Origin of the sequence: Yersinia vastinensis, assembly GCF_044905075.1 — a bacterium.
GTDB lineage: Bacteria > Pseudomonadota > Gammaproteobacteria > Enterobacterales > Enterobacteriaceae > Yersinia > Yersinia vastinensis.
Genome location: NZ_CP173260.1, coordinates 547,450 through 566,542 on the forward strand (window position 1 = coordinate 547,450; position 19,093 = coordinate 566,542).

Here is a 19,093-nt window from a genome sequence, read left to right on the forward strand (position 1 = left end):
GCGGTGGAGTCAGTGTTATGACTATTGGCCTAGCTCATCTAAATCAAGCTGTTAAGAATGCTTATTCACAATATGCCACCCTCTCCGGAGGGGAAAATGCCAGCTATATTCCCTATCTGGCCAGTGTTCCCAGTCAACTCGCTGCAGTGGCCATTGTGACCGTTGATGGCGATATTATCTCGCAAGGCGATGCTGATTTTCGCTTTGCCCTTGAGTCGATTTCGAAAGTATGTTCCCTCGCCTTAGCTCTAGAAGATGTTGGTCCACAGGCGGTGCAAGACAAAATTGGTGCCGACCCTACCGGTTTGCCTTTTAACTCGGTTATTGCATTGGAGCTACATAATGGTAAGCCGTTGTCGCCACTGGTTAACGCCGGCGCGATGTCTACAGTGAGTCTGATTAAGGCGAGTGATCGGGAAAATCGCTGGGCGCGAATTTTAGAGATCCAACAGCAACTCGCGGGCGCACCAATTTCGATGTCGGATGAAGTGAACCATTCAGAGCAAACTACTAATTTTCATAATCGCGCCATTGCGTGGCTACTCTATTCTGCGCAAGCAATGTACTGCGATCCGATGGAGGCATGTGACGTCTACACTCGTCAATGTTCAACGTTGCTCAACACCATTGAACTGGCAACGATGGGGGCAACTTTTGCGGCAAGCGGTGTTAATCCGGTCACGAAAAAGCAGGTTCTGACAGCGTCAAACACCTCATTTATTCTAGCTGAAATGACAATGGAAGGGATGTATGGCAGCTCAGGAGATTGGGCATATACCGTGGGTTTACCGGGTAAAAGTGGTGTTGGGGGCGGTATTCTAGCGGTTGTACCCGGTGTGATGGGTATTGCCGCATTTTCGCCGCCACTTGATCCGATAGGCAATAGTGTTCGTGGGCAAAAAATGGTGGCCTCAGTAGCTCAAGAACTGGGATATAACCTGTATAAAAGCCGTTAACCACAAATTCATATTACTGAATAAAATAGAATGGCCCTGTAATACAGGGCCACATTAAGAATGTTTGGCGATAACACGCTAACTTAAATCGATATTCTTGTGTCCGAAAAACCAAGTCAGAATAAATCCAGCGATATATGAAATCAGTAGGCCGGCGATATAAACCAGCATTCCGGCAAAGATCCCTTGTCCTGATGTCATCAGCGGAATAGACACTAAACCTGATGGACCAAATACGGTATTCAAGCCTACCGGTAGCCCCATCCAAGCAACAAGACCAATAAAGAAGCCACCCGCAGCCCCCCCGACACAGGCGGTAATAAATGGCTTCAGGCGCGGCAACGTCACACCATAAATAAGTGGCTCACCAATACCCAATAGTCCAGGGAAGATAGCCCCTTTAATTTGAGTTCGCAGAACAGACCCTTTTGGTGACCGCGCATAAAGAGCTAATGCCGCCCCCACTTGGCCTGCACCCGCCATGGCTAAAATAGGAAATAGCGAGTTAAATCCTTGCGCATCCATTAAGGCAAAATAGACCGGCACAAACCCTTGATGGATACCAAAAACCACGGCAATCAGGAATAGCCCAGCGAGAATAGCTGTGCCAAAAGGGTTACCATTTAAATGCATAAACAACCAAGACATGCCTTTAAACAGCTCGCCACCTAAAGGCATAATGACCACAAAGGTAATTGCACCGGTAATCAGTAGCGTGATTGTCGAAGTGAGGATCATATCCAGATTATCAGGAATAAATCGGCGCACCTGCCGCTCAATCCATGCACCCGCCATACACGCCAGTAGAACACCAATAATATTGCCGCGGGGATCAATCACCAGCCCAAAGAAGTTTTCCATCCCAGCGTAATAGCCAACGGTCCCTTCTGGTACATAACGTAAAATAAATAACGAAGCGATAATCGCACCGTTGACGCCGGTCCCACCAAAAGCTTTCTGAGTATTAAAACCAATGAGGATACTCAGGAAAGTAAATAACCCGATGCTGAACACTTTCATGTAAGCAATAAGCCCCACCAACCATGAGGATGGGGTTACACCTTCCAAAACCAGTGTTTGTTGCAGTAGCGTTGCTATACCCAGCAATAAGCCTGCGGCTATGAAGCCCGGGATAAGTGGGGTAAAGATGGTCGCGAATTTGGTCAGAAAGTTATGAACAGCACTTTTCTGTTTTGCTTTCATCTGTTGTTTGGTCTGGCTTGCCAGCACTTGTAGATCAACATCATCAGTGCTGCCATTGGCCTGCTGTGGTTCAGCACTTAAAACCTTGTTCATCATCTCGCTGGCCGTTTGAGCTTTGCCCGGGCCAAGAATAATTTGCAGTTGATCGTCGCCATTGACCACCCCCATGACTCCGGGGATTTTCTTCAGGTTTTCTGATTGTATGAGCTGACGATCTCGTAACGTGAGACGCAACCTTGTCATGCAGTTTCCGCAGACGGTGATATTTTGACGCCCACCAATGCAGAGTAAAATTTGTTCTATCGTCGAACCCGTTATTTTTGCCATAGTTATACTTTGATCTCCTGCCGTGCTTTACGGATAAATCCTTTATTCTTGTTAAGGATCGCTCCCGCATCTTCAGCAGACAGACCACTTAGTATCATCATAATGGCTGTTTTGCAGTGGCGGTTGCATTCATTAAGTGCGTCTTGCGCCTCATCGGTGGAACATTCCGTTGCCTGAACAACAATGTCGATCTGGCGTTGTACCAACTTGGCATTGGTTGCCTCAACATCCACCATCAGGTTGCTATAAACTTTACCACTTCGGATCATGGCGCCAGTCGTTAGCATGTTTAGAATTAATTTCTGTGCGGTTCCTGCTTTCATTCGTGAAGAGCCGGTGACAACTTCTGGCCCGACGAGGGCTTCAATGGCGATATCTGCTACTTTGCTCATTTCGCTATTCTGATTACAAGAGATGGCCACAACCGTCGCCCCAACACGATGCGCATAAGCCATCGCTCCGAGGACATAGGGTGTGCGACCACTCGCAGCAATACCGACGAGCACATCACGGGCATTAAAGTTAAGGTTGCACAAGTCTTGTTCGCCCATTTCACGACTGTCTTCGGCATTTTCAACGGCCTGTAAAATAGCGGTATTTCCGCCAGCAATGAGGCCAACGACCATCTCCCGTGGTGTACCATAAGTCGGTGGGCATTCACTGGCATCCAGAATGCCTAATCGCCCAGAAGTCCCTGCCCCACAGTAAATTAATCTGCCGCCTTGTGCGAAAGCCTCTGCAATAAGATCAACCGCCTTAGCTATTTCAGGCAGTTTTTCTTCTACCGCAAAAGGGACTTTTTTATCCTCATTATTGATAATCTCGAGCATATCCAGTGTTGAAAGAGTGTCAATTTGAGCACTAGCGGGGTTTCGGCTTTCCGTAACCATTGAGCTTAGATTAATCTTCATTGGGACTTCCTTTTATTTAAATTATCGGCGATGTTAAGGAATTATTTATTTATTAAATGTGATGTTTATCACGGCAAAATCTATTCTAAGCATGAGCAATTTGAGGAATAAGCACAGATAAAAAACCACAAATATAAAAATGAAATTCATAATAATTATGCAGTTACGCATAGGTAATAAAGGTATTGATGCTGGAATAATCTATTGTTTTTTACAGGGAAATTTTTGATGTCGATTCTAAATGAAATAACCTGGTTACTGCCTGAGCTGGCAGAAAATCAGCAAAAAATTGCAAAATATATTCTTGATAACCCAGAGGCGATCCTCAGCATTTCTTCCTCTCAATTTGCAGAGGATGCTGGTGTGAGCCAATCAGCCATCGTAAAGTTTAGTCAGAAGATTGGAATGAAAGGGTTCCCTGCGTTGAAACTTGCCATTAGCGAGGAATTGGGACGGAATAATTTATTTAAATCTTACCCACATAAAGCGCTACATAACTCCATCTCATCAGAAGATTCACTGATGGTGATGGCGCAAAAACTGGCACACGAGAAAACGGCCTCCATTATGGAGACAACTCGCAAGATAAATTTCTCTGTTTTCCAGCATGTTGTCTCTCTGATTAATACCGCCTCACGAGTACAGATTGTGGGGATTTGGGGATCAGGGCTTACAGCAAAAGACCTGAGTTACAAATTACAGAAGATAGGTATAGTGACCCTTGTTGAAGCCGACCTTCATGTGCAGATTGCTGCTGCCCTGACACTGACCCCTAAAGATGTGCAGATAGTCCTCTCTTTCACCGGTAGAAGGAAAGATATGCGAATTGCTGCAACTGTTGCTAAAGCACAGGGGGCAACTGTAATAGCCATTACGGGCAGCAAAGTCTCTCCGCTGGCTAAAATTGCAGATTATGTCCTTGAGAGTATTTCTGATGAAAATGAGTGGAGAAGCTCTTCGATTTCTTCGCGAACGGCTCAAAATACACTCACCGATCTGATTTTTCTGGCATTAATGCAACTGCGACAAGAAATGGCTAAACCATTGATACTGAACGCAAGTATGACAATAAATAATCTGGATGATTGATATATGCGAGCCGGGACGAATAGCATTTTCAGTAATGTAGGTGATATATCCAGGCTATCTCATTGCCAGCTTTTATTTTTACAGTTTTCATTTAGTAAGAGATTTCCTACAATATGAGTCATGGATGGCTGTTAAATAGTGATATCGAGAAAAAAATAATAATAAGTATTCCTGATGTCGAAAAGTTATTCCTTGCTCCAGAGCCTTAAGTATCAGGCTTTAGGAAATAAACTTATAAAAAAGGAATAATAATATTCCTTTTAGTGAAAAATGGTGAATCAATCAACTGTGATAATTATCACTTTATTGCGTGAGCTAAAAAGTAAAATCCCCCGGCAAACGTAAATAACGGAGGAATTAATGAAAAAAATAATACCCGCGATTCTATTATTTAGCACCTGCACAAATGCAGGTGTTATTCCAGACTCACAACTTAAAGAAATGTGGTTATCACCAAAAATATCAGCTGAAAAAGTCATCTCTAAAATGAATTTTGATGAAAAACTTGGGCAAATATTGATGGTTGATATTCGTTCGTGGAGTAATGATAACAGCAGTGATAAAAAGCCCTTCACTGAAATCAATGATACTGTCAGCCAAATAATTCATGACTACCATTTAGGCTCAATTATTCTTTTTAGAGAAAATCTAATTGATACCCCGCAGACAGTTGAGCTCATTAATAATCTACAGCGTGCTCGTAGTAATTTACCGTTGTTTATTAGCACCGATCAAGAAGGGGGATATGTCACCCGTTTACGAGTCGGGACTGAAATGCCGGGAAATATGGCATTAGGGGCGACAAGATCAGCAAAACTGGCGCAACAAGCCGGGAGTGTACATGGTTATGAATTATCCAGCCTTGGTTTTAATTTTAACTTTGGTCCAGTAGTTGATGTCAATAATAACCAAAATAATCCTGTCATTGGGGTCCGTTCTTACTCAGATGATCCGGTGCTGGTGGGGGAGTTAGCACGTAGTTATATTCAGGGTATTCATAAATCCAATGTACTGACTTCGCTAAAACATTTTCCCGGCCATGGCAATGTCTCCTCGGATACTCACTTTGCGCTACCAACTGTTAATATTGATAAAGCTGCATGGCAACAAATAGAGCTAAAACCCTTTGTTGATGTTATGCCGGTGACCGATGCCATTATGACTGCTCATATTGTCGTACCGGCACTTGATAACACCCAGCTGACAAATATTAAAGGCGAGAAAATTGGTACCCCCGCGACATTATCGAAGCCGATCCTAACGGATATTTTACGCAATCAGCTTAAATATAATGGTTTAATTCTGACTGATGCCATGGATATGGGGGCTATTACCAACAATTTTGATCGCAACTGGTCTATTAAACAAGCCATTATGGCGGGGAATGACATTGTATTAATGCCGATGGAAATTAAAAATAGCGCTAGCGTTGAACAACTTAATGCACTTTATGGCTATTTGAAGGCTGAATCTGCAAAGGACCCAGCACTTAAACAACGCATTGATGATGCCGCGCAGCGGGTGATTTATACCAAACTCAATAAGCGTATTTCTCCAGATCCACATGATACTGCAATAGCGGAAAAAATTGTTGCTTCAGAAAATCATAAAAATATTGAGAACTTTATCTCTGAACAGGCTATCACACTGATTAAAAACGATAATGTTTTGCCTTATCATCTTAAACCGCAGAATGGCATAATGGTGTTTTCTGATGAAAAACCACGTAATGAGCTAATTACCAAACACCTTCATGATATTGCAAATCAATTTCATGTCACCTTTGATGTTAAAAGCCAAGTGATCAAACTGGATAAAGATGATATTAGCTCTGAGGATATAGCAAATCAGATCAAGGGACAGAACTTTATTATTTTGGCAACTTATAACCTTAAGCTTAATCCTGTTAATGCGCAGCGAATTATCGATGCTGCTAACAAAGAGAATATCCCTCTAGTGGTGATATCTAGCCGAAATCCTTACGACATAGCCTATTTATCTGGTGTTAAAGCTAATATCGCAATTTATGGTATTACTGGATTTGATGTGACCAATAACGTACGCAACAGTCTGGAAACAAACATTCGCAGCGGACTACGAACATTATTCCAAGGACCAAAGGGTAAGTTAGATGTGTTGGCAGAGCCTCGCGGAAAGTTACCTGTTGATATTAGAACACCAGATAATAGCCAAATACTCTATCCACGTGGTTATGGATTAACAATGTTATAAATATCACGGAAGGTTAAAATGAATATAGCAAAAGGATTGATGGTGCTTAGCGCCATAGCGATGTGCATGCCCGTATTTGCCGATGAATTTGAAACTGACTATGACCAAGAAATTATTAAGTTAAATAAAAGAATCCAACAAATAGAACAAGAAAAAAAAGAGGCACAAGATAAGCTAAGACAAAAAGCATGGAATTTTGATACCTATATTGGCGCAGAGCAAGAAATAGACAGTGACGAAAGTTGGAAGTTTATCAAAGGAAGTATGGCAACATCACCTTATGTCGGTGCGTATATCTATCAGAATGACTCATTATGGTTATATGACGTTCAGTTCTTAAAAACATATTTGGACAATAATCCAGAATATGACCGTACACGTTGGCAGGCTGGGGTCACCAGAACTTTTCCTTTTACTTATGATGGTAAAAGTGGCAATACAAAGTTACGTCTTGGTTATCGTAACGACAACTGGCACTTCCCTTCGATTAATAATCCAGTACTGGCAGATCCTGCCTATAAGGGAGATGTTCGTAAAGGTGAAGAACGGCACGAAATTTGGATCCGTCCACAGGCATATTATAAATATTCAGAAAGTCTAAGTTTTAACGCCAGTCTCTCATTTCGCTTGATAGATCGGAAGTTAGATTATGCACGTGCCAAAGGAAATTACGGAGTCTATAAACGAGATTGGAGTCAAATTAATGAGCATTTCGCTGGGGCTAATATCACTTTTAACCAGAAAAACTCACTTTGGCTCAACTATTTATACATTGATGAACAGTTGGTAAATACCCTTTATAACAAAGAGCATTTCTTATGGGGCCTTTACCGCTATAAATTTGATAATGGTTTACTACTGATGCCCTATACGCGCTTGGCCTTGGTCAAGGGGACACAGAGTTTTCGTGACTCGAATAATCATGAAACACTGTATAAAGAAAAAAATCGTAGCCGCTATGGTTTCCAAGTGCTTTATCCACTGACGAAGCAAACCTCAATATTTGCAGATACTTATTATCGTCCTGAGCAGACTTGGACAAATAACAATAAGACCAGTAACAATTTTTGGTTCTGGGCGGTAGAGTTGAGGCATAACTTCTGATATTAATTAAGCTATATCAGAATATTAATTCATTAATCGTGAGAGATAAGGAATGAGATATTTCCTGCAAACATTATTGTGTCTGTGTTCATTATTTATGATAAATGTTGGCTATGCCAAGGTCACTCAAGACATTATTTTAGGTATCGATCAGGAAAATGTGTATGGACCACAACTTAAAAATAAGCGCATTGGCTTAATGGTAAACCAAAGCTCGATTAATAAAGAAGGGCGTCATACCATCGACAAATTATTATCTGAGCAAAAAAAATACCATTTCACTGTGACAACATTATTCTCTGTTGAGCATGGCATACGTGGAAATGCTGAGGCTGGGTTAGGCGATGATAATCATATTGATAAACAGAGCGGTCTCCCTATTATTTCGTTGTATGGTCGAGATAAGGATGGTCGCGTGCGTGCACATCCTACCGAGGCACAATTATCTGATGTCGATATTGTTATTTATGATTTACAGGATGTGGGTGTCCGTTATTTTACCTACACCATTTCTATGCACCATATGCTGGAAAGTCTGCAAAAGTACCATAAGCAGTTTATGGTGTTCGACAGACCTAATCCGCTGGGTAATCATGTCTACGGACCAATTCTTGAAGAAGAGAATATCTCGGGTATAGGGATGCATCCTGTGCCTATGGTACATGGGCTGACGTCGGGTGAGTTTGCTAAGATGATAGTGAATGAGGGATGGCTAACGCATTTTGATGATACTCATTGGAAAGCTTTTGGTGTCAAAGCCTATCAGTTTCCTCCTCAGAATTTGACGGTCATCGCCATGGGGAATTATACACATGAGTCACCGTATTCATTGCCGGTGAGACCTTCGCCCAATTTACGCAGTGATCTGGCTATTCATCTCTATCCTTCTTTGGGAATATTTGAAGCAACCAGTGTCAATATGGGGAGAGGCTCGGATTATCCTTTTGAGCAATTAGGGTTCCCAAGTAAGGAGTTTTATATTAATACCTGTTATGACGTTGATATTAACCAGCAGAAAACAGGGTGGCCGCATGCGGGGAAAGAAGTCTGTGGCGAGAGATTTTCTGCAACAGATATAACCGATATCCAACCGACGATACGTTATTTTGTTGAATGGTGGTTCAAATTTAAAGAGGCGGGTTATTCAATGGTCATCCCACCACAAATGGAGTCCAACTATCTGGATTATCAGGAAAAATACTTTTTAATCCGTCCCCTTTGGCTCGCTAAATTAACCGGTACACGCAGTTTGGTTAAATTAATGGAAGAAGCCACAGAAAGGAAATTGACCATTGATGAAACAGTAAATTATCTAGAATCCAACTGGCAACCCGGCATTAATAATTATTTAAAGCTACGCGAGAAATATAAAATCTATCCTTAAATCCATCACTCTTCTTTGACGTTTGAGGTGCCAGTGAAAACTGCACCTCTTTTTTTGTGTTGTTTATTCTAAACAGAGCATCGTCGGTGATTCAAAACAAATAAAAAAGGAGTCAGACGATTGCTCATCTAACTCCTTTCTAAATTTGGTGGCCCCTACTGGACTTGAACCAGTGACCAAGCGATTATGAGTCATAAAATTGGTATGTTTTTAATTGTTCGTCATTGTCTTTGTTTGTATTTTTAATTGTCTATAATCAATCTGTTATGAAGTTATTTTTGTTTCTGATTGGTTCTCTCATTTCCCCATTGTACTATCCTTACCTGACCCATTACCTGACCCATTACCTGACCCAAAATGGGCACTGGGTCAGGTAACGCTTATCCTCAGAAAGGTAACCTCATGGCCGCTAATCTTACCGAGACTGCTATACGTGGATTGAAGACAAAAAGTACGTCGTACTACGTGTGGAGCAACAGCGCTCAGCGTGGCACCGGCAGACTTGGCGTTAAGGTTCAGCCTTCAGGCAGCAAGGTTTTTTATTTCCGTTACTACGTTGAGAAAGGGAAGAAAGAGAAGTTCATCCAGTTGGGCATCTGGCCGGAGATGAAATTGGTGACGGCCAATGAGCTGGCGAAAAAGTATGGTGCCTGGCTTGTTGAAGGAAAAGAGCCCCAGCAAGAGTTTGAGCAACAGCGCTTGGCCGAGCAGCACATTATGCAGATCCATCGTTCTCAAGGATCGTTTGAAGAACTGGTGTATGGCTACGTTAACAAGATGAAGCTCGACAACAAGCGGACTTGGGCTGATGTCATGAAGCGTCTTGAAAAAGAGTGCTATACGGTTATCCCTCGTGAAACCAAAGCGAAGGATGTAACACCTCTGCAGATCAAAACCATCCTCTCAGGCATTATCCAGCGTGATGCGGTGGTCCATGCGAACCGAATTCGTTCCTACTTGATGGCGGCATTTAACTACGGTCTGAAGGCTGATAACGATCCGATGAATTCCAGCGTGGGTATTACGTTCGGTCTTGAAGTTAACCCGGTATCGGCCATTCCGAAGCAGTCTTCGGCGGAAAAAGTTGGTGATACATGGCTAACGCTGGAAGAGCTTCGTTTTGTCATGGAACATTTCTCCGAGGCGACAGGAGTGGGTCCCTTGATGCAACACTTAATTCGTTTCTGTACTTACGTTGGCGGGCAGCGTCCGTTTGAAATGATTGCCAGCCAATGGAGTGCTATTGATTGGCAACAAAAGACGTTGCTGGTAATAGCTGATGTATCGAAAAACAAGCGTGAGCATCTGATCCCGCTGACTGAATCTGCTTTAAGTGAGTTAGCCTCCGTTAAAGAGCTGACTAAGGAAAGTAACAGTCCCTATATTTTTCCGCTATCAACCAACGGTGAGCGCCCGGTACGTACTGATAGCCTGGCGCGTTCCATCATGTATTTCCGGGCCTTTAATCCTGAGTTTAAAGTTTTCACGGCGCGAGATTTACGTCGCACCTGTAAAACGTTGATGGGGGAGGCGGGGATCAGCAAAGAGATCCGCGACCGTATCCAGAATCACGCTTTGAACGACGTCAGCTCGAAACACTATGATCGTTATGATTACCTGACTGAAAAGCGTAGGGCGCTTGAGATCTGGGAAGATCGGGTCAACAACTATCAGCGACATCAGGAAAACAACGTTGTGAACTTGTTTGGGCGGAGGTGAGAGCTTGGCAAAATATGAGCTTAATTCAGCAGAAGAGAGGTATCAGCCGGGCTCTGGGGATTTGGTGCTGGCTAATAAGCTGGGGATCACTGATGAAGAGGAAATGGAGGCGCTTGAGTCTGGCTTGCTGCTGATGCTTTATGAACAGCTATTTATCGAAGGCCAGCCGCCAGCGGTGCTGGCTTTTGACCATATCAGCGGCTGGCATCGTCAATGGCTGGGGAACGTGTACGACTGGGCGGGGAGATTGCGTAATGCCAACTTAACTAAGGATGGTTTCCAGTTTGCCGCTGCCGACAGGATTCCGCTGCTGCTTGATAGTTTCGAGAAGCAGTTTCTTTCCCGGTCTGGTGAACTGAAATCCCTGACTCGTCTGGAGCTGGTTAGTTATCTGGCTGAATGCCACGTGGAGTTTATTTTGATCCACCCATTCAGAGAAGGTAACGGGCGTCTGTCGCGGCTGCTTTGTGATGTGCTGTCGGTTCTGGCAGGGAAGAGCTTACTTGATTACAGCTTATGGGATGAACACAAGACGTTTTACTTCAAGGCAATACAGGCAGGCGTATCAGGGAACTACAACCCCATGATGCAACTAGTGGGCGATATCTTGCCAGACTAGCGGGCGAGGCCCACGGCTTTCGCCTGTGCCTGATTTTGTTTGAGTTGCTGCTCAATTTTTTGCACAGAAACACCGGTTTCTATTGCGGTTGAGCTGGCAACGGAACGATAAATTTGAGTTTTAGTGATCTGGCTGTGTACTGATTTTTTTGTCATGGTGATAACCTTGTTTTATTGCACTGATTCTAGTGTGGATAGGGACAGCCCGCAAGGCTGACATCAATTGGGATTGCACGGTGAAAGCCTGTATCGTTTACAGAGTAGCGCTGTACATCTCTTGATTTGAGATGATGAAAATACTTACTTGTCATTAAATAGCTTTTAGACTCATCGCTTTACCTTGATATAATCCTTTGTAATTTATAAGGTCAATGCATTGGTGGCGATAAATGACAAGTAACTCCGATTTTTTTGATGCTTCTGAGCTTTTTAATATTCCTGAACAATTTGATATCCCCGATACTTTTTGTCGTGCTGACGAGTTCTCGAAAGAATTTAAAGTGAGACTGAAGGATATTATATCCACATGGCTGGATGATAAAATCAGTCTCTATGTTAACCTTCGTTCAGAATACTGCCGAATAATTCGTTATGCGAATAAAAAAGAACATCGTTATGATACTTTTGATATCAGAGCAGGAGGAGACTTTTATCAACATGAGGATAGCTCTCAGTTTGCAGTAAGAACATTCATACCTTGTGACCAATCTGAAATAAATGAGTATCCGGTTTTTAGCGGCAGTTCTTTTTTTAAATATATTTACAATGGATATGCTAGTGGTTTTTGGCGGCTACAACCTACAAGCACCACTCGATTAGCAAGGGATAATTACAGTCTCAAAAATGCTAATGAATCTTGGAATACTATTCCTGGGGAAGTTAAAATATTTGGTCGGGATGAACGTGATTGTTTGCTTTTTAATAAAGATACTTATGTTTCCTTTGAAACGGTTTATATAGCTGATTCTGGATGTAAAGTTTTGCGTGACTTATTTTCATCTAATGAAGATAATAATATAGAAAAATATGACCCACCCATTAACAGAGTTGCAATGGTTTTGCTTATTAATGAACTTTTTAGCATTAATGGAAATGTGACTTATTCAAATGTCAGCACAATTCTTTTAAGTAATGGAATTGAAGTTACGCAATCAACCATAAAAAAAGTCCTCGAAGAAACATCTGAAAAAAGAGATCAACCTTACAAACATCAGCCTCAGCACTCAAAGATAGCTTCGTGCTTAATCACACTTTATTGCAAAGGCAAAAATCTTGCTAAGACACCATCAGGTGTAGCTCAAATATTGAACGAACTTGCCAGGTCATCACCAAGAAAATGGAGTATCATTTTCACCTCTAAAATGGCTGCTAACCTAATGAAAGTAAAATGAAAAAACATCTCTTGCTAAAGGCTTAATAAGACCTTAGCAAGAGCTCTTCAGCTTTTCTCCACGCTCACACTGATTCATGCTGCACCCACTGAAACAAAGGAGGCAGTATGAGTACAACATCTATCATTCCAACCCCTGAACAACGGCTGCAAATTCTGCATGTCTACGGTGAGAAAGGTGACCGTCTGGTGCGGGAAAAAGAGCGACAGTATATCACTTCGATTTCTCGTTCGACAGCCTGGAAGCTCGAAAAGGCTGGGAGGTTTCCTCAACGCAAATCACTTGGGGCTAAGTCGTGCGGGTGGTTGCTTAGCGATCTACTCTACTGGATTAATGAACGCTAAGAACCATGATTTTTTTGTATTTTTCTTCTAATGGTTGGGAATGCATCTTGCTATTTCCACTATTAATAGCGGAATAGCAACTCAACCGGAGGCATTTTTAACATTAAATAATGATGAGGTTTTATGTCGGGAGATCGAGAGTTCCCCATACATAAGTTCCCTGCAAGAGTGGGACATGCAATCTATGAGGTGGTGCAACAAACTCAGGCACCACTTCCCATGGTTGCAGCAGAGATGCTTGGTGTTATTTCTCTTGTTTGTCAGAACCGAATTGATGTTTGTAGATTGAATAATCTGCGGAGCCCAACATCACTTTTTATTGTGACAATTGCGGAATCAGGGGAACGGAAAAGCACGGTAAGTAAGTTGTTAATGAAGCCCATTTACCAACTAGAGGAACGGTTATTTGATCTTTATAAACAGGAAATAATTAAGTGGCAGTATGACGTAAAGATTTTCAAGGCGGAAGAAAAAGCTTTGATGTCAAAACTTAAGTCAGAGATCCGTGGTGGCAAAGATCCAACCATTACACGTGAAAGTCTGAGTATGCTGCAAGATAGTTATCCTGTAGAGCCTGTCAGATATAAGTTGACTTTTAATGATACCACACCAGCGGCGATAAAAGAGTATCTCTGTGGTGACTGGCGATCGATTGGCATTATATCAGACGAAGCAGGCACAGTGTTTAATGGTTATACATTAAATGAATTACCGTTTATCAACAAAATGTGGGATGGAGCGTCGTATTCAGTCGAAAGGAAAAACGCACCTGAGAGGTTAATAAAAAATGCCAGATTGACATTTTCCCTGCAGGTTCAGCCTGTAGTTATAAATAGGTATATTGAAAGAAAAGGGGATGTGGCAAAAGGTATAGGTTTTTTTGCTCGTACACTTATTTGTCGTCCCATTTCAACACAAGGATATAGACAAATAACTAATCCTGTTGTCTCAAGTGAACATTTGCCTGTGTTCCATGAGCGATTAATGGAGATCGTCACTGAGAGTATCGCAAACAAAGATGAACGTATTTGCCTGCATTTCTCGCCAGAGGCAGGACAGAGATGGATTGCATTTTATAATCAAGTTGAAACAGAAATGCGGTTACTCGGATTTCTTTCAGACTTTAAAGATTATGCATCTAAGATCGCTGAAAATATGGCGAGGATTGCTGCATTACTACACTATTTTAATGGTGATGAAGGGGATATATCTCTTACCGCTGCAGAAGCTGCTATAGAAATAAGTGCATGGTACGTAGATGAGTATATAAAATTATTTTCCAAACAACAGGAGCTAGATACGGTCAATACAGATGCAAATGAGCTTTATTGGTGGATAAAAGAACATTGCAATCAAAATTTTTTACCATACATGAGGAAAAACACCATACTGCAGTATGGGCCTAACAGGTTCAGGGACCGCGGTAAAGCAAATGAACTATTAAGCATTCTTTATTCTCAAGGGAAGATAAAGGCTGCTAAAAAAGGAAAAACTATCTTTATACAGGCGATGGATGCTTGGGGGATTTAATGAGGTAATGAAGTAAGAAATATCATCGAGATATTTGCTTGTTATAACTAATTGCAGAGCTATTTTGGAACTGCCAGTGTAGGCAGGGGAGTGCTTTTGTCTTAATTTAAATGTAGGAAAGGTAATATATAGTTGATTGAGCTATCGAATAAACAACGCTGAATGAATCATTACTAATATATCCCTGTGCACTTACAGGGATAATAAAACCAGAGATATATTATGGAACTTTACCAAGGTACTCATGGTGATCACATCCTTGCCTACAAGGATAAAATTGTTCGGACAGTTAGTAACGCTATTAATCAGTTCTCACGGACTATGGCATTAAGAATAGATCTTCATTATCCATCAATTTTTGATAATGGTGATACGGTATGCTGTTTTCCTAATCTTGAACCAGGTGCAATATCACGTTTTCTGGATTCGCTTAAAGCGATTTTAGAAGCGCATGAACATCGCAGAAAGTTTGCTGGATTCAGGGTTAACAAAAATGTTGTACGAAATGTCTGGGTGAGAGAATACTCAAAGAATGGCAAATGCCATTTCCACGTTTGCTTATTTTTTAACAAGGATGCTTACTACCATCTGGGGCATCTCAAGCATAGTGGTACACTTAGCAACTTGATAGTCAGGGCCTGGTATAGTGCTCTCGATCTGGAACTTGAAGATTGCCGTGATCTTGTTCACTTTCCAGAGAATTGTAGGTATTTACTAAACGTAAATGATCCAGATTTTGACATCATATACAATGAGTTACTTGACCGACTGGATTATTTGACCAAGCTCGATACAAAGGTATTTGGTGAGGGAGATAGGAGTTTCGGGTGTAGTCGGGGATAATTTTTACTGCAATGGCCTTTCTTATGCGGGAAAGGCCAAATCAAACCAGATAACGTTAATTATTTAAACTTATTCACTTACCGCAATCTGCGCTTCGGTAAAAAATATAGCATCCAGAATTTTTGTAGATTGCAGTAGCTTCTCAAGAGCTGTTTGCAATGGAAAAAATACTTCATGTTCCACTGGAAACTCACCATGCTCTTTCCAGCATTCAGTGAGTAAATTAGGTTCAATCGTGATAGGTAGGAAATAGTTACCTTTCCCTTGTTCCAATAGCCCTAGAGTTTGCAGGTGCTCACGGTAGGATTGCTGAATATTACTCGCATAACTAGCAATCTTTTTGACTCCACCAAAATACCCAGCATTCAATTTAAACTCAAAACCAAACTGCCCCTGCTCGGTTCCCGTACCAGTCAGGACAGCTAAAATGTAATCATTTCCATCAGTAACTGTCGAACTGTTTTCAAACCAATATTTGCAGTTAACGCCTTCAATGACCCATGCTGGATGCGCCAGCCAGCAATAGTCCTGGTGCTCGTAATTTGCTTTACCTATCCAGTTGTTGTCTTTCATAAATCGTTCAACACACTGATCAAAGCTTTTCCAGAAGGCTGGGCTTAAATGCTGTTCAAAATAAACAACAGCTTCGTTAAACATCTTTAGTTGCGAAAGAATCAGTATACCAGCCTGACGTTCCGCATCGCTGTGTGGATTCATGTCTAATCCCTTAAATTAAAATGTACGAACTCGATTAAGAAAGCAAAATGCGGCATGCGCAGCCATTTGACGCGAAGGTGATTGCTTATCGGCAGAAATGAATTCTTTGTAATGCGACTGTAATGAAGTCTCTAAGGCTATGGCGAGATGTCGCCAGGACATACAGGGAACATCCTCTGGTTTGAAATCTAAACCACAGGTCAGCGGCTTTCCGCCACGAGGCGTTAAAAAGATAACGGCCCAAGGGCGTGACATTGCGCGTAATCTGGCATCAGAACAGTATCGGGCGACTTGTTCCGGCTGCTCACAGGCATCAATTTTCACCTCGATAAGCAGAAAAAAGTTATCCGCATCGATTTCTACATCAACACGATTGGTATTATCGCCAGTAGGATTCGTTTCAACTTGTACCCGGCAGTAGTGAAGATAATCTTCAGGGATATCATTCCTGTTGTGTCGTATTGCCCGCAGGAATGCCTGTAAAGGTAGTCTCCCGAAGCCATGAGTTCCCTCGGGATCAAGAAGCCAGGCAAGAACTGTTGTGTTACGAACTTCTTTACGCCCAAGGCCTGCTACTTCCCAGGGATCAAAAGATAAAGAGCGATGCTGAACAACTTTCAGTGGCTCAAAGAGCTGGCTTAAAAACTCAGTTAGCTCTGCTGTATTAATATTGATTGTTCTATTTTTTTCTCTGGTCAACTCAATGTTTTTCGGCCATTGGTGAAAAAATTCCGGTAGCCACTCAACCAGTGAAGAATTGTGATAGTCCATTCGATTACTCATTCAGAAGAAGACGTCTTGCTTACACAAGCGGCAATTCAAAACATTTCACCGGTTTCCCATCCTGCATTTCTACCAGTAATCGTGCAGATTGCGGTTGCTCAGCCAACAATCCTTGTTGGAATTGCGTGAACGACAAATGGGCTTCTTCAATAGCCATCTTTTGCTGCATTAACGTGGTAGTCGTCCATTTCCGCAGTAATACTTTATTGGCATTGGTAGTATTGCTCTGTTCCGTCAATGCGCTTATGCCTTGTATCCGCTGGTGAAACTGACGCTCAACTTTGTCAATAACACTTTCGAACTGCTGATTGTTATGAACAATAGTTTGTTGGCGGTGCTTGACGAGTGTTGTATCCCCTTCGGTATGAGTCAGAAGATGCAATGCTTGCACACGAACCTTAATTGCCAGGTCCCATTCATGGATTCGTTCATCAAGGATCCTTTGCTGGGTTTGGATCTTGTTCGTAATTTCCGTACTGCCAAAGAGCCCACGGTCTTTAAGCGCCGACACTTTGTCGCCAGCAGCAGTAATATCAGTCAGTAAGTGTGCCTGCAGGGCGGAAAACTGGACTTCAATATCTTCCAGTTTTTGGCGTATTGCGGGTGAGCATTGCCCCTCTAGTACCAAGGGGGTAATTTGCTGCAAATACTGTATAGCTCCAATGATCTCTGACTTACGTGCATTGTTTTGGAACGCAGAAACCTCACGCACTGCCTCAACAATTTCCGTCAATTTCTTGCTGATATCTGCCAGATGTTTTTGCGCCAACACAGCAGAAGCAACATTCAACAACATACCAGCGTTAACAAGTTGATTGAGTTTGTCAGGATTAAGCAGAACGGCATGTTCCTTAATACCTTTTTCTCCCAGGCTGAATCCACGAAAACCTGGGCCATCTTTTACATTCGCCAGAGGGCCATTAATGATGACTTCCATATATTGATGGCTGGCAACATGTAGAGATGTAACCAGTGAGGGCAACGTTTGCAACAGCGGGCTCAGGCGTGAAATACCTGTAATATCCTGTTCCTGCATCGCTTCTGTGCTGATAAGTTCCGAAGGTGGAATTGTCGAAACCGTAAGCGCAGGTTGGTTAATATCCTGCCCAAAACCCCAGCGTTGATCGTATGTGAGAGCAGGCATCGTGGCTGGTGATGATTGGGTGGCAAGTCGGAACTTGCGGGAGTTTTTTAAACGAATCCAGGCAATCTGCACTACGCAGGGCAGGGTCACTCGAAATGCCGGGTTTGAGATGTCATAGGCTGTATACAGACCGGTAATAGCCAGACCAACCGGCCCCGTAAGAACTCCCAAAACACGCCCGATCCCAAGCCCTGCAATCAATGGCAGGGCTTTGCCTGCTGTAGTTTCGGCAAGACCATTGGCAACTAATGCTGCTCTCTGCCAGACGGGCATATCCATTCTGGATAATTTATCCATGCTGACAGATGGGCTTATGCCCATATCTCGCAGAATCTGGCCGCGTTCATCATCCGACATTTTTTTCCATGATGAGGTAAAGACACCGTCAATGATCAGCGCTTCTTTTTCTTCTACAGTGGAAGAGGTTGGGGCTTTAATCTTCAGATGGCTGGCAACGTCATCCACAATTTCGTTATAGCCGACACCGTTACGGCGAAACAGATTTACGAAGGTATTACCACCAAAATGCTGTAACTCACGCACAAGCAGGCGCAGAGTTTCCTCATCGGGCACATCGTGGCGCTTGGCGTCCTGCAATACGGTCTTCACGCTGTCTGACATTGAAAAACCAAATTTGCCAGTGTTGGTGATGTAATCGATCAGCAGATCAATATCGCCTTTATCCGCGTTCAGCAGCAGTGTAACCAGAGCCTCATCACCCTGGATATCTATTTCACTCATGGAAATCCCTATACGATGTTCATAGTCAGAAACTATTAAAAAATCACATCCCATTGA

At 42.5% G+C, this 19,093-nt stretch carries 17 protein-coding genes; 11 read left to right on the forward strand and 6 right to left on the reverse strand.

Annotation, left to right across the window (positions count from 1 at the left end; translation table 11 throughout):
- The first annotated feature begins 17 nt into the window (after positions 1-17).
- Positions 18-956, forward strand: a complete 939-nt coding sequence (gene glsA, locus ACIOG0_RS02415; RefSeq protein ID WP_050100735.1) for a glutaminase A — start codon at positions 18-20, stop codon at positions 954-956.
- Positions 957-1,034: 78 nt separating this feature from the next.
- Here the strand turns inward: glsA and murP are convergent, their stop codons facing one another.
- Positions 1,035-2,486: a PTS N-acetylmuramic acid transporter subunit IIBC gene (gene murP, locus ACIOG0_RS02420; protein WP_050100737.1), complete on the reverse strand. Its 1,452-nt coding sequence runs from the start codon at positions 2,484-2,486 to the stop codon at positions 1,035-1,037.
- 2 nt (positions 2,487-2,488) lie between these two features.
- Complete coding sequence (gene murQ / locus ACIOG0_RS02425; protein WP_050100739.1) at positions 2,489-3,397, reverse strand: N-acetylmuramic acid 6-phosphate etherase; 909 nt, start codon at positions 3,395-3,397, stop codon at positions 2,489-2,491.
- Between the two features lie 228 nt (positions 3,398-3,625).
- Between murQ and ACIOG0_RS02430 the strand changes: the two genes are divergently transcribed.
- From ACIOG0_RS02430 to ACIOG0_RS02455, 6 genes are all read left to right on the forward strand, one after another.
- The gene (locus tag ACIOG0_RS02430) at positions 3,626-4,486 is read left to right on the forward strand and encodes an SIS domain-containing protein (RefSeq protein WP_050100740.1); all 861 of its coding nucleotides are present in this window, start codon (positions 3,626-3,628) and stop codon (positions 4,484-4,486) included.
- A 360-nt stretch (positions 4,487-4,846) separates the two neighbouring features.
- Positions 4,847-6,718, forward strand: coding sequence for a glycoside hydrolase family 3 protein (locus tag ACIOG0_RS02435; protein ID WP_050140182.1), 1,872 nt, complete (start codon positions 4,847-4,849; stop codon positions 6,716-6,718).
- A gap of 18 nt (positions 6,719-6,736) precedes the next feature.
- A complete protein-coding gene (locus tag ACIOG0_RS02440) occupies positions 6,737-7,822 on the forward strand; it encodes a hypothetical protein (RefSeq protein ID WP_050140181.1) in 1,086 nt (361 codons plus the stop codon).
- A 52-nt stretch (positions 7,823-7,874) separates the two neighbouring features.
- Positions 7,875-9,206 (forward strand): exo-beta-N-acetylmuramidase NamZ domain-containing protein, encoded by a 1,332-nt coding sequence (locus tag ACIOG0_RS02445; RefSeq protein WP_050100746.1) that lies wholly within the window; start codon positions 7,875-7,877, stop codon positions 9,204-9,206.
- A gap of 402 nt (positions 9,207-9,608) precedes the next feature.
- A complete protein-coding gene (locus ACIOG0_RS02450) occupies positions 9,609-10,925 on the forward strand; it encodes a site-specific integrase (protein WP_145581889.1) in 1,317 nt (438 codons plus the stop codon).
- Positions 10,926-10,929: 4 nt separating this feature from the next.
- On the forward strand, positions 10,930-11,544 hold the full coding sequence (locus ACIOG0_RS02455; RefSeq protein WP_186372042.1) for a Fic family protein: 615 nt from the start codon (positions 10,930-10,932) through the stop codon (positions 11,542-11,544).
- Here ACIOG0_RS02455 and ACIOG0_RS02460 read toward each other — a convergent pair.
- Complete coding sequence (locus ACIOG0_RS02460) at positions 11,541-11,699, reverse strand: hypothetical protein (RefSeq protein ID WP_145581891.1); 159 nt, start codon at positions 11,697-11,699, stop codon at positions 11,541-11,543. The two genes, ACIOG0_RS02455 and ACIOG0_RS02460, sit on opposite strands and share 4 nt — an antisense overlap.
- A 233-nt stretch (positions 11,700-11,932) precedes the next feature.
- Between ACIOG0_RS02460 and ACIOG0_RS02465 the strand changes: the two genes are divergently transcribed.
- The 4 genes from ACIOG0_RS02465 to ACIOG0_RS02480 all read left to right on the forward strand — a co-directional run bounded on the left by ACIOG0_RS02465 (position 11,933) and on the right by ACIOG0_RS02480 (position 15,651).
- Positions 11,933-12,934 (forward strand): hypothetical protein, encoded by a 1,002-nt coding sequence (locus ACIOG0_RS02465; RefSeq protein WP_145581893.1) that lies wholly within the window; start codon positions 11,933-11,935, stop codon positions 12,932-12,934.
- 107 nt (positions 12,935-13,041) lie between these two features.
- Positions 13,042-13,278 (forward strand): AlpA family transcriptional regulator, encoded by a 237-nt coding sequence (locus ACIOG0_RS02470; protein ID WP_022631407.1) that lies wholly within the window; start codon positions 13,042-13,044, stop codon positions 13,276-13,278.
- A 123-nt stretch (positions 13,279-13,401) separates the two neighbouring features.
- Entirely contained in the window at positions 13,402-14,808 is a 1,407-nt protein-coding gene (locus ACIOG0_RS02475; RefSeq protein WP_145581895.1) for a YfjI family protein, read from the forward strand.
- A 222-nt stretch (positions 14,809-15,030) separates the two neighbouring features.
- Entirely contained in the window at positions 15,031-15,651 is a 621-nt protein-coding gene (locus ACIOG0_RS02480; RefSeq protein ID WP_145581897.1) for an inovirus Gp2 family protein, read from the forward strand.
- Between the two features lie 69 nt (positions 15,652-15,720).
- Here ACIOG0_RS02480 and ACIOG0_RS02485 read toward each other — a convergent pair whose 3' ends face one another.
- From ACIOG0_RS02485 to ACIOG0_RS02495, 3 genes are read right to left on the reverse strand one after another with little or no spacing between them, the layout of a single operon-like run.
- Positions 15,721-16,368 carry a hypothetical protein gene (locus ACIOG0_RS02485; RefSeq protein ID WP_145581899.1) on the reverse strand — a complete coding sequence of 216 codons (648 nt, stop codon included), beginning with the start codon at positions 16,366-16,368 and terminating at the stop codon, positions 15,721-15,723.
- 15 nt (positions 16,369-16,383) lie between these two features.
- Positions 16,384-17,139 carry a PD-(D/E)XK nuclease family protein gene (locus tag ACIOG0_RS02490; RefSeq protein WP_186372043.1) on the reverse strand — a complete coding sequence of 252 codons (756 nt, stop codon included), beginning with the start codon at positions 17,137-17,139 and terminating at the stop codon, positions 16,384-16,386.
- Positions 17,140-17,170: 31 nt separating this feature from the next.
- Positions 17,171-19,036, reverse strand: a complete 1,866-nt coding sequence (locus ACIOG0_RS02495; RefSeq protein ID WP_145581903.1) for a YaaW family protein — start codon at positions 19,034-19,036, stop codon at positions 17,171-17,173.
- Between the last annotated feature and the right edge of the window lie 57 nt (positions 19,037-19,093).

Coding starts and splice junctions, on each gene's coding strand:
- glsA (WP_050100735.1), top strand. CDS start 18: ATGACTATTGGCCTAGCTCATCTAAATCAAGCTGTTAAGAATGCTTAT.
- murP (WP_050100737.1), bottom strand. CDS start 2,486: ATGGCAAAAATAACGGGTTCGACGATAGAACAAATTTTACTCTGCATT.
- murQ (WP_050100739.1), bottom strand. CDS start 3,397: ATGAAGATTAATCTAAGCTCAATGGTTACGGAAAGCCGAAACCCCGCT.
- ACIOG0_RS02430 (WP_050100740.1), top strand. CDS start 3,626: ATGTCGATTCTAAATGAAATAACCTGGTTACTGCCTGAGCTGGCAGAA.
- ACIOG0_RS02435 (WP_050140182.1), top strand. CDS start 4,847: ATGAAAAAAATAATACCCGCGATTCTATTATTTAGCACCTGCACAAAT.
- ACIOG0_RS02440 (WP_050140181.1), top strand. CDS start 6,737: ATGAATATAGCAAAAGGATTGATGGTGCTTAGCGCCATAGCGATGTGC.
- ACIOG0_RS02445 (WP_050100746.1), top strand. CDS start 7,875: ATGAGATATTTCCTGCAAACATTATTGTGTCTGTGTTCATTATTTATG.
- ACIOG0_RS02450 (WP_145581889.1), top strand. CDS start 9,609: ATGGCCGCTAATCTTACCGAGACTGCTATACGTGGATTGAAGACAAAA.
- ACIOG0_RS02460 (WP_145581891.1), bottom strand. CDS start 11,699: ATGACAAAAAAATCAGTACACAGCCAGATCACTAAAACTCAAATTTAT.
- ACIOG0_RS02465 (WP_145581893.1), top strand. CDS start 11,933: ATGACAAGTAACTCCGATTTTTTTGATGCTTCTGAGCTTTTTAATATT.
- ACIOG0_RS02470 (WP_022631407.1), top strand. CDS start 13,042: ATGAGTACAACATCTATCATTCCAACCCCTGAACAACGGCTGCAAATT.
- ACIOG0_RS02475 (WP_145581895.1), top strand. CDS start 13,402: ATGTCGGGAGATCGAGAGTTCCCCATACATAAGTTCCCTGCAAGAGTG.
- ACIOG0_RS02480 (WP_145581897.1), top strand. CDS start 15,031: ATGGAACTTTACCAAGGTACTCATGGTGATCACATCCTTGCCTACAAG.
- ACIOG0_RS02485 (WP_145581899.1), bottom strand. CDS start 16,368: ATGAATCCACACAGCGATGCGGAACGTCAGGCTGGTATACTGATTCTT.
- ACIOG0_RS02490 (WP_186372043.1), bottom strand. CDS start 17,139: ATGGACTATCACAATTCTTCACTGGTTGAGTGGCTACCGGAATTTTTT.
- ACIOG0_RS02495 (WP_145581903.1), bottom strand. CDS start 19,036: ATGAGTGAAATAGATATCCAGGGTGATGAGGCTCTGGTTACACTGCTG.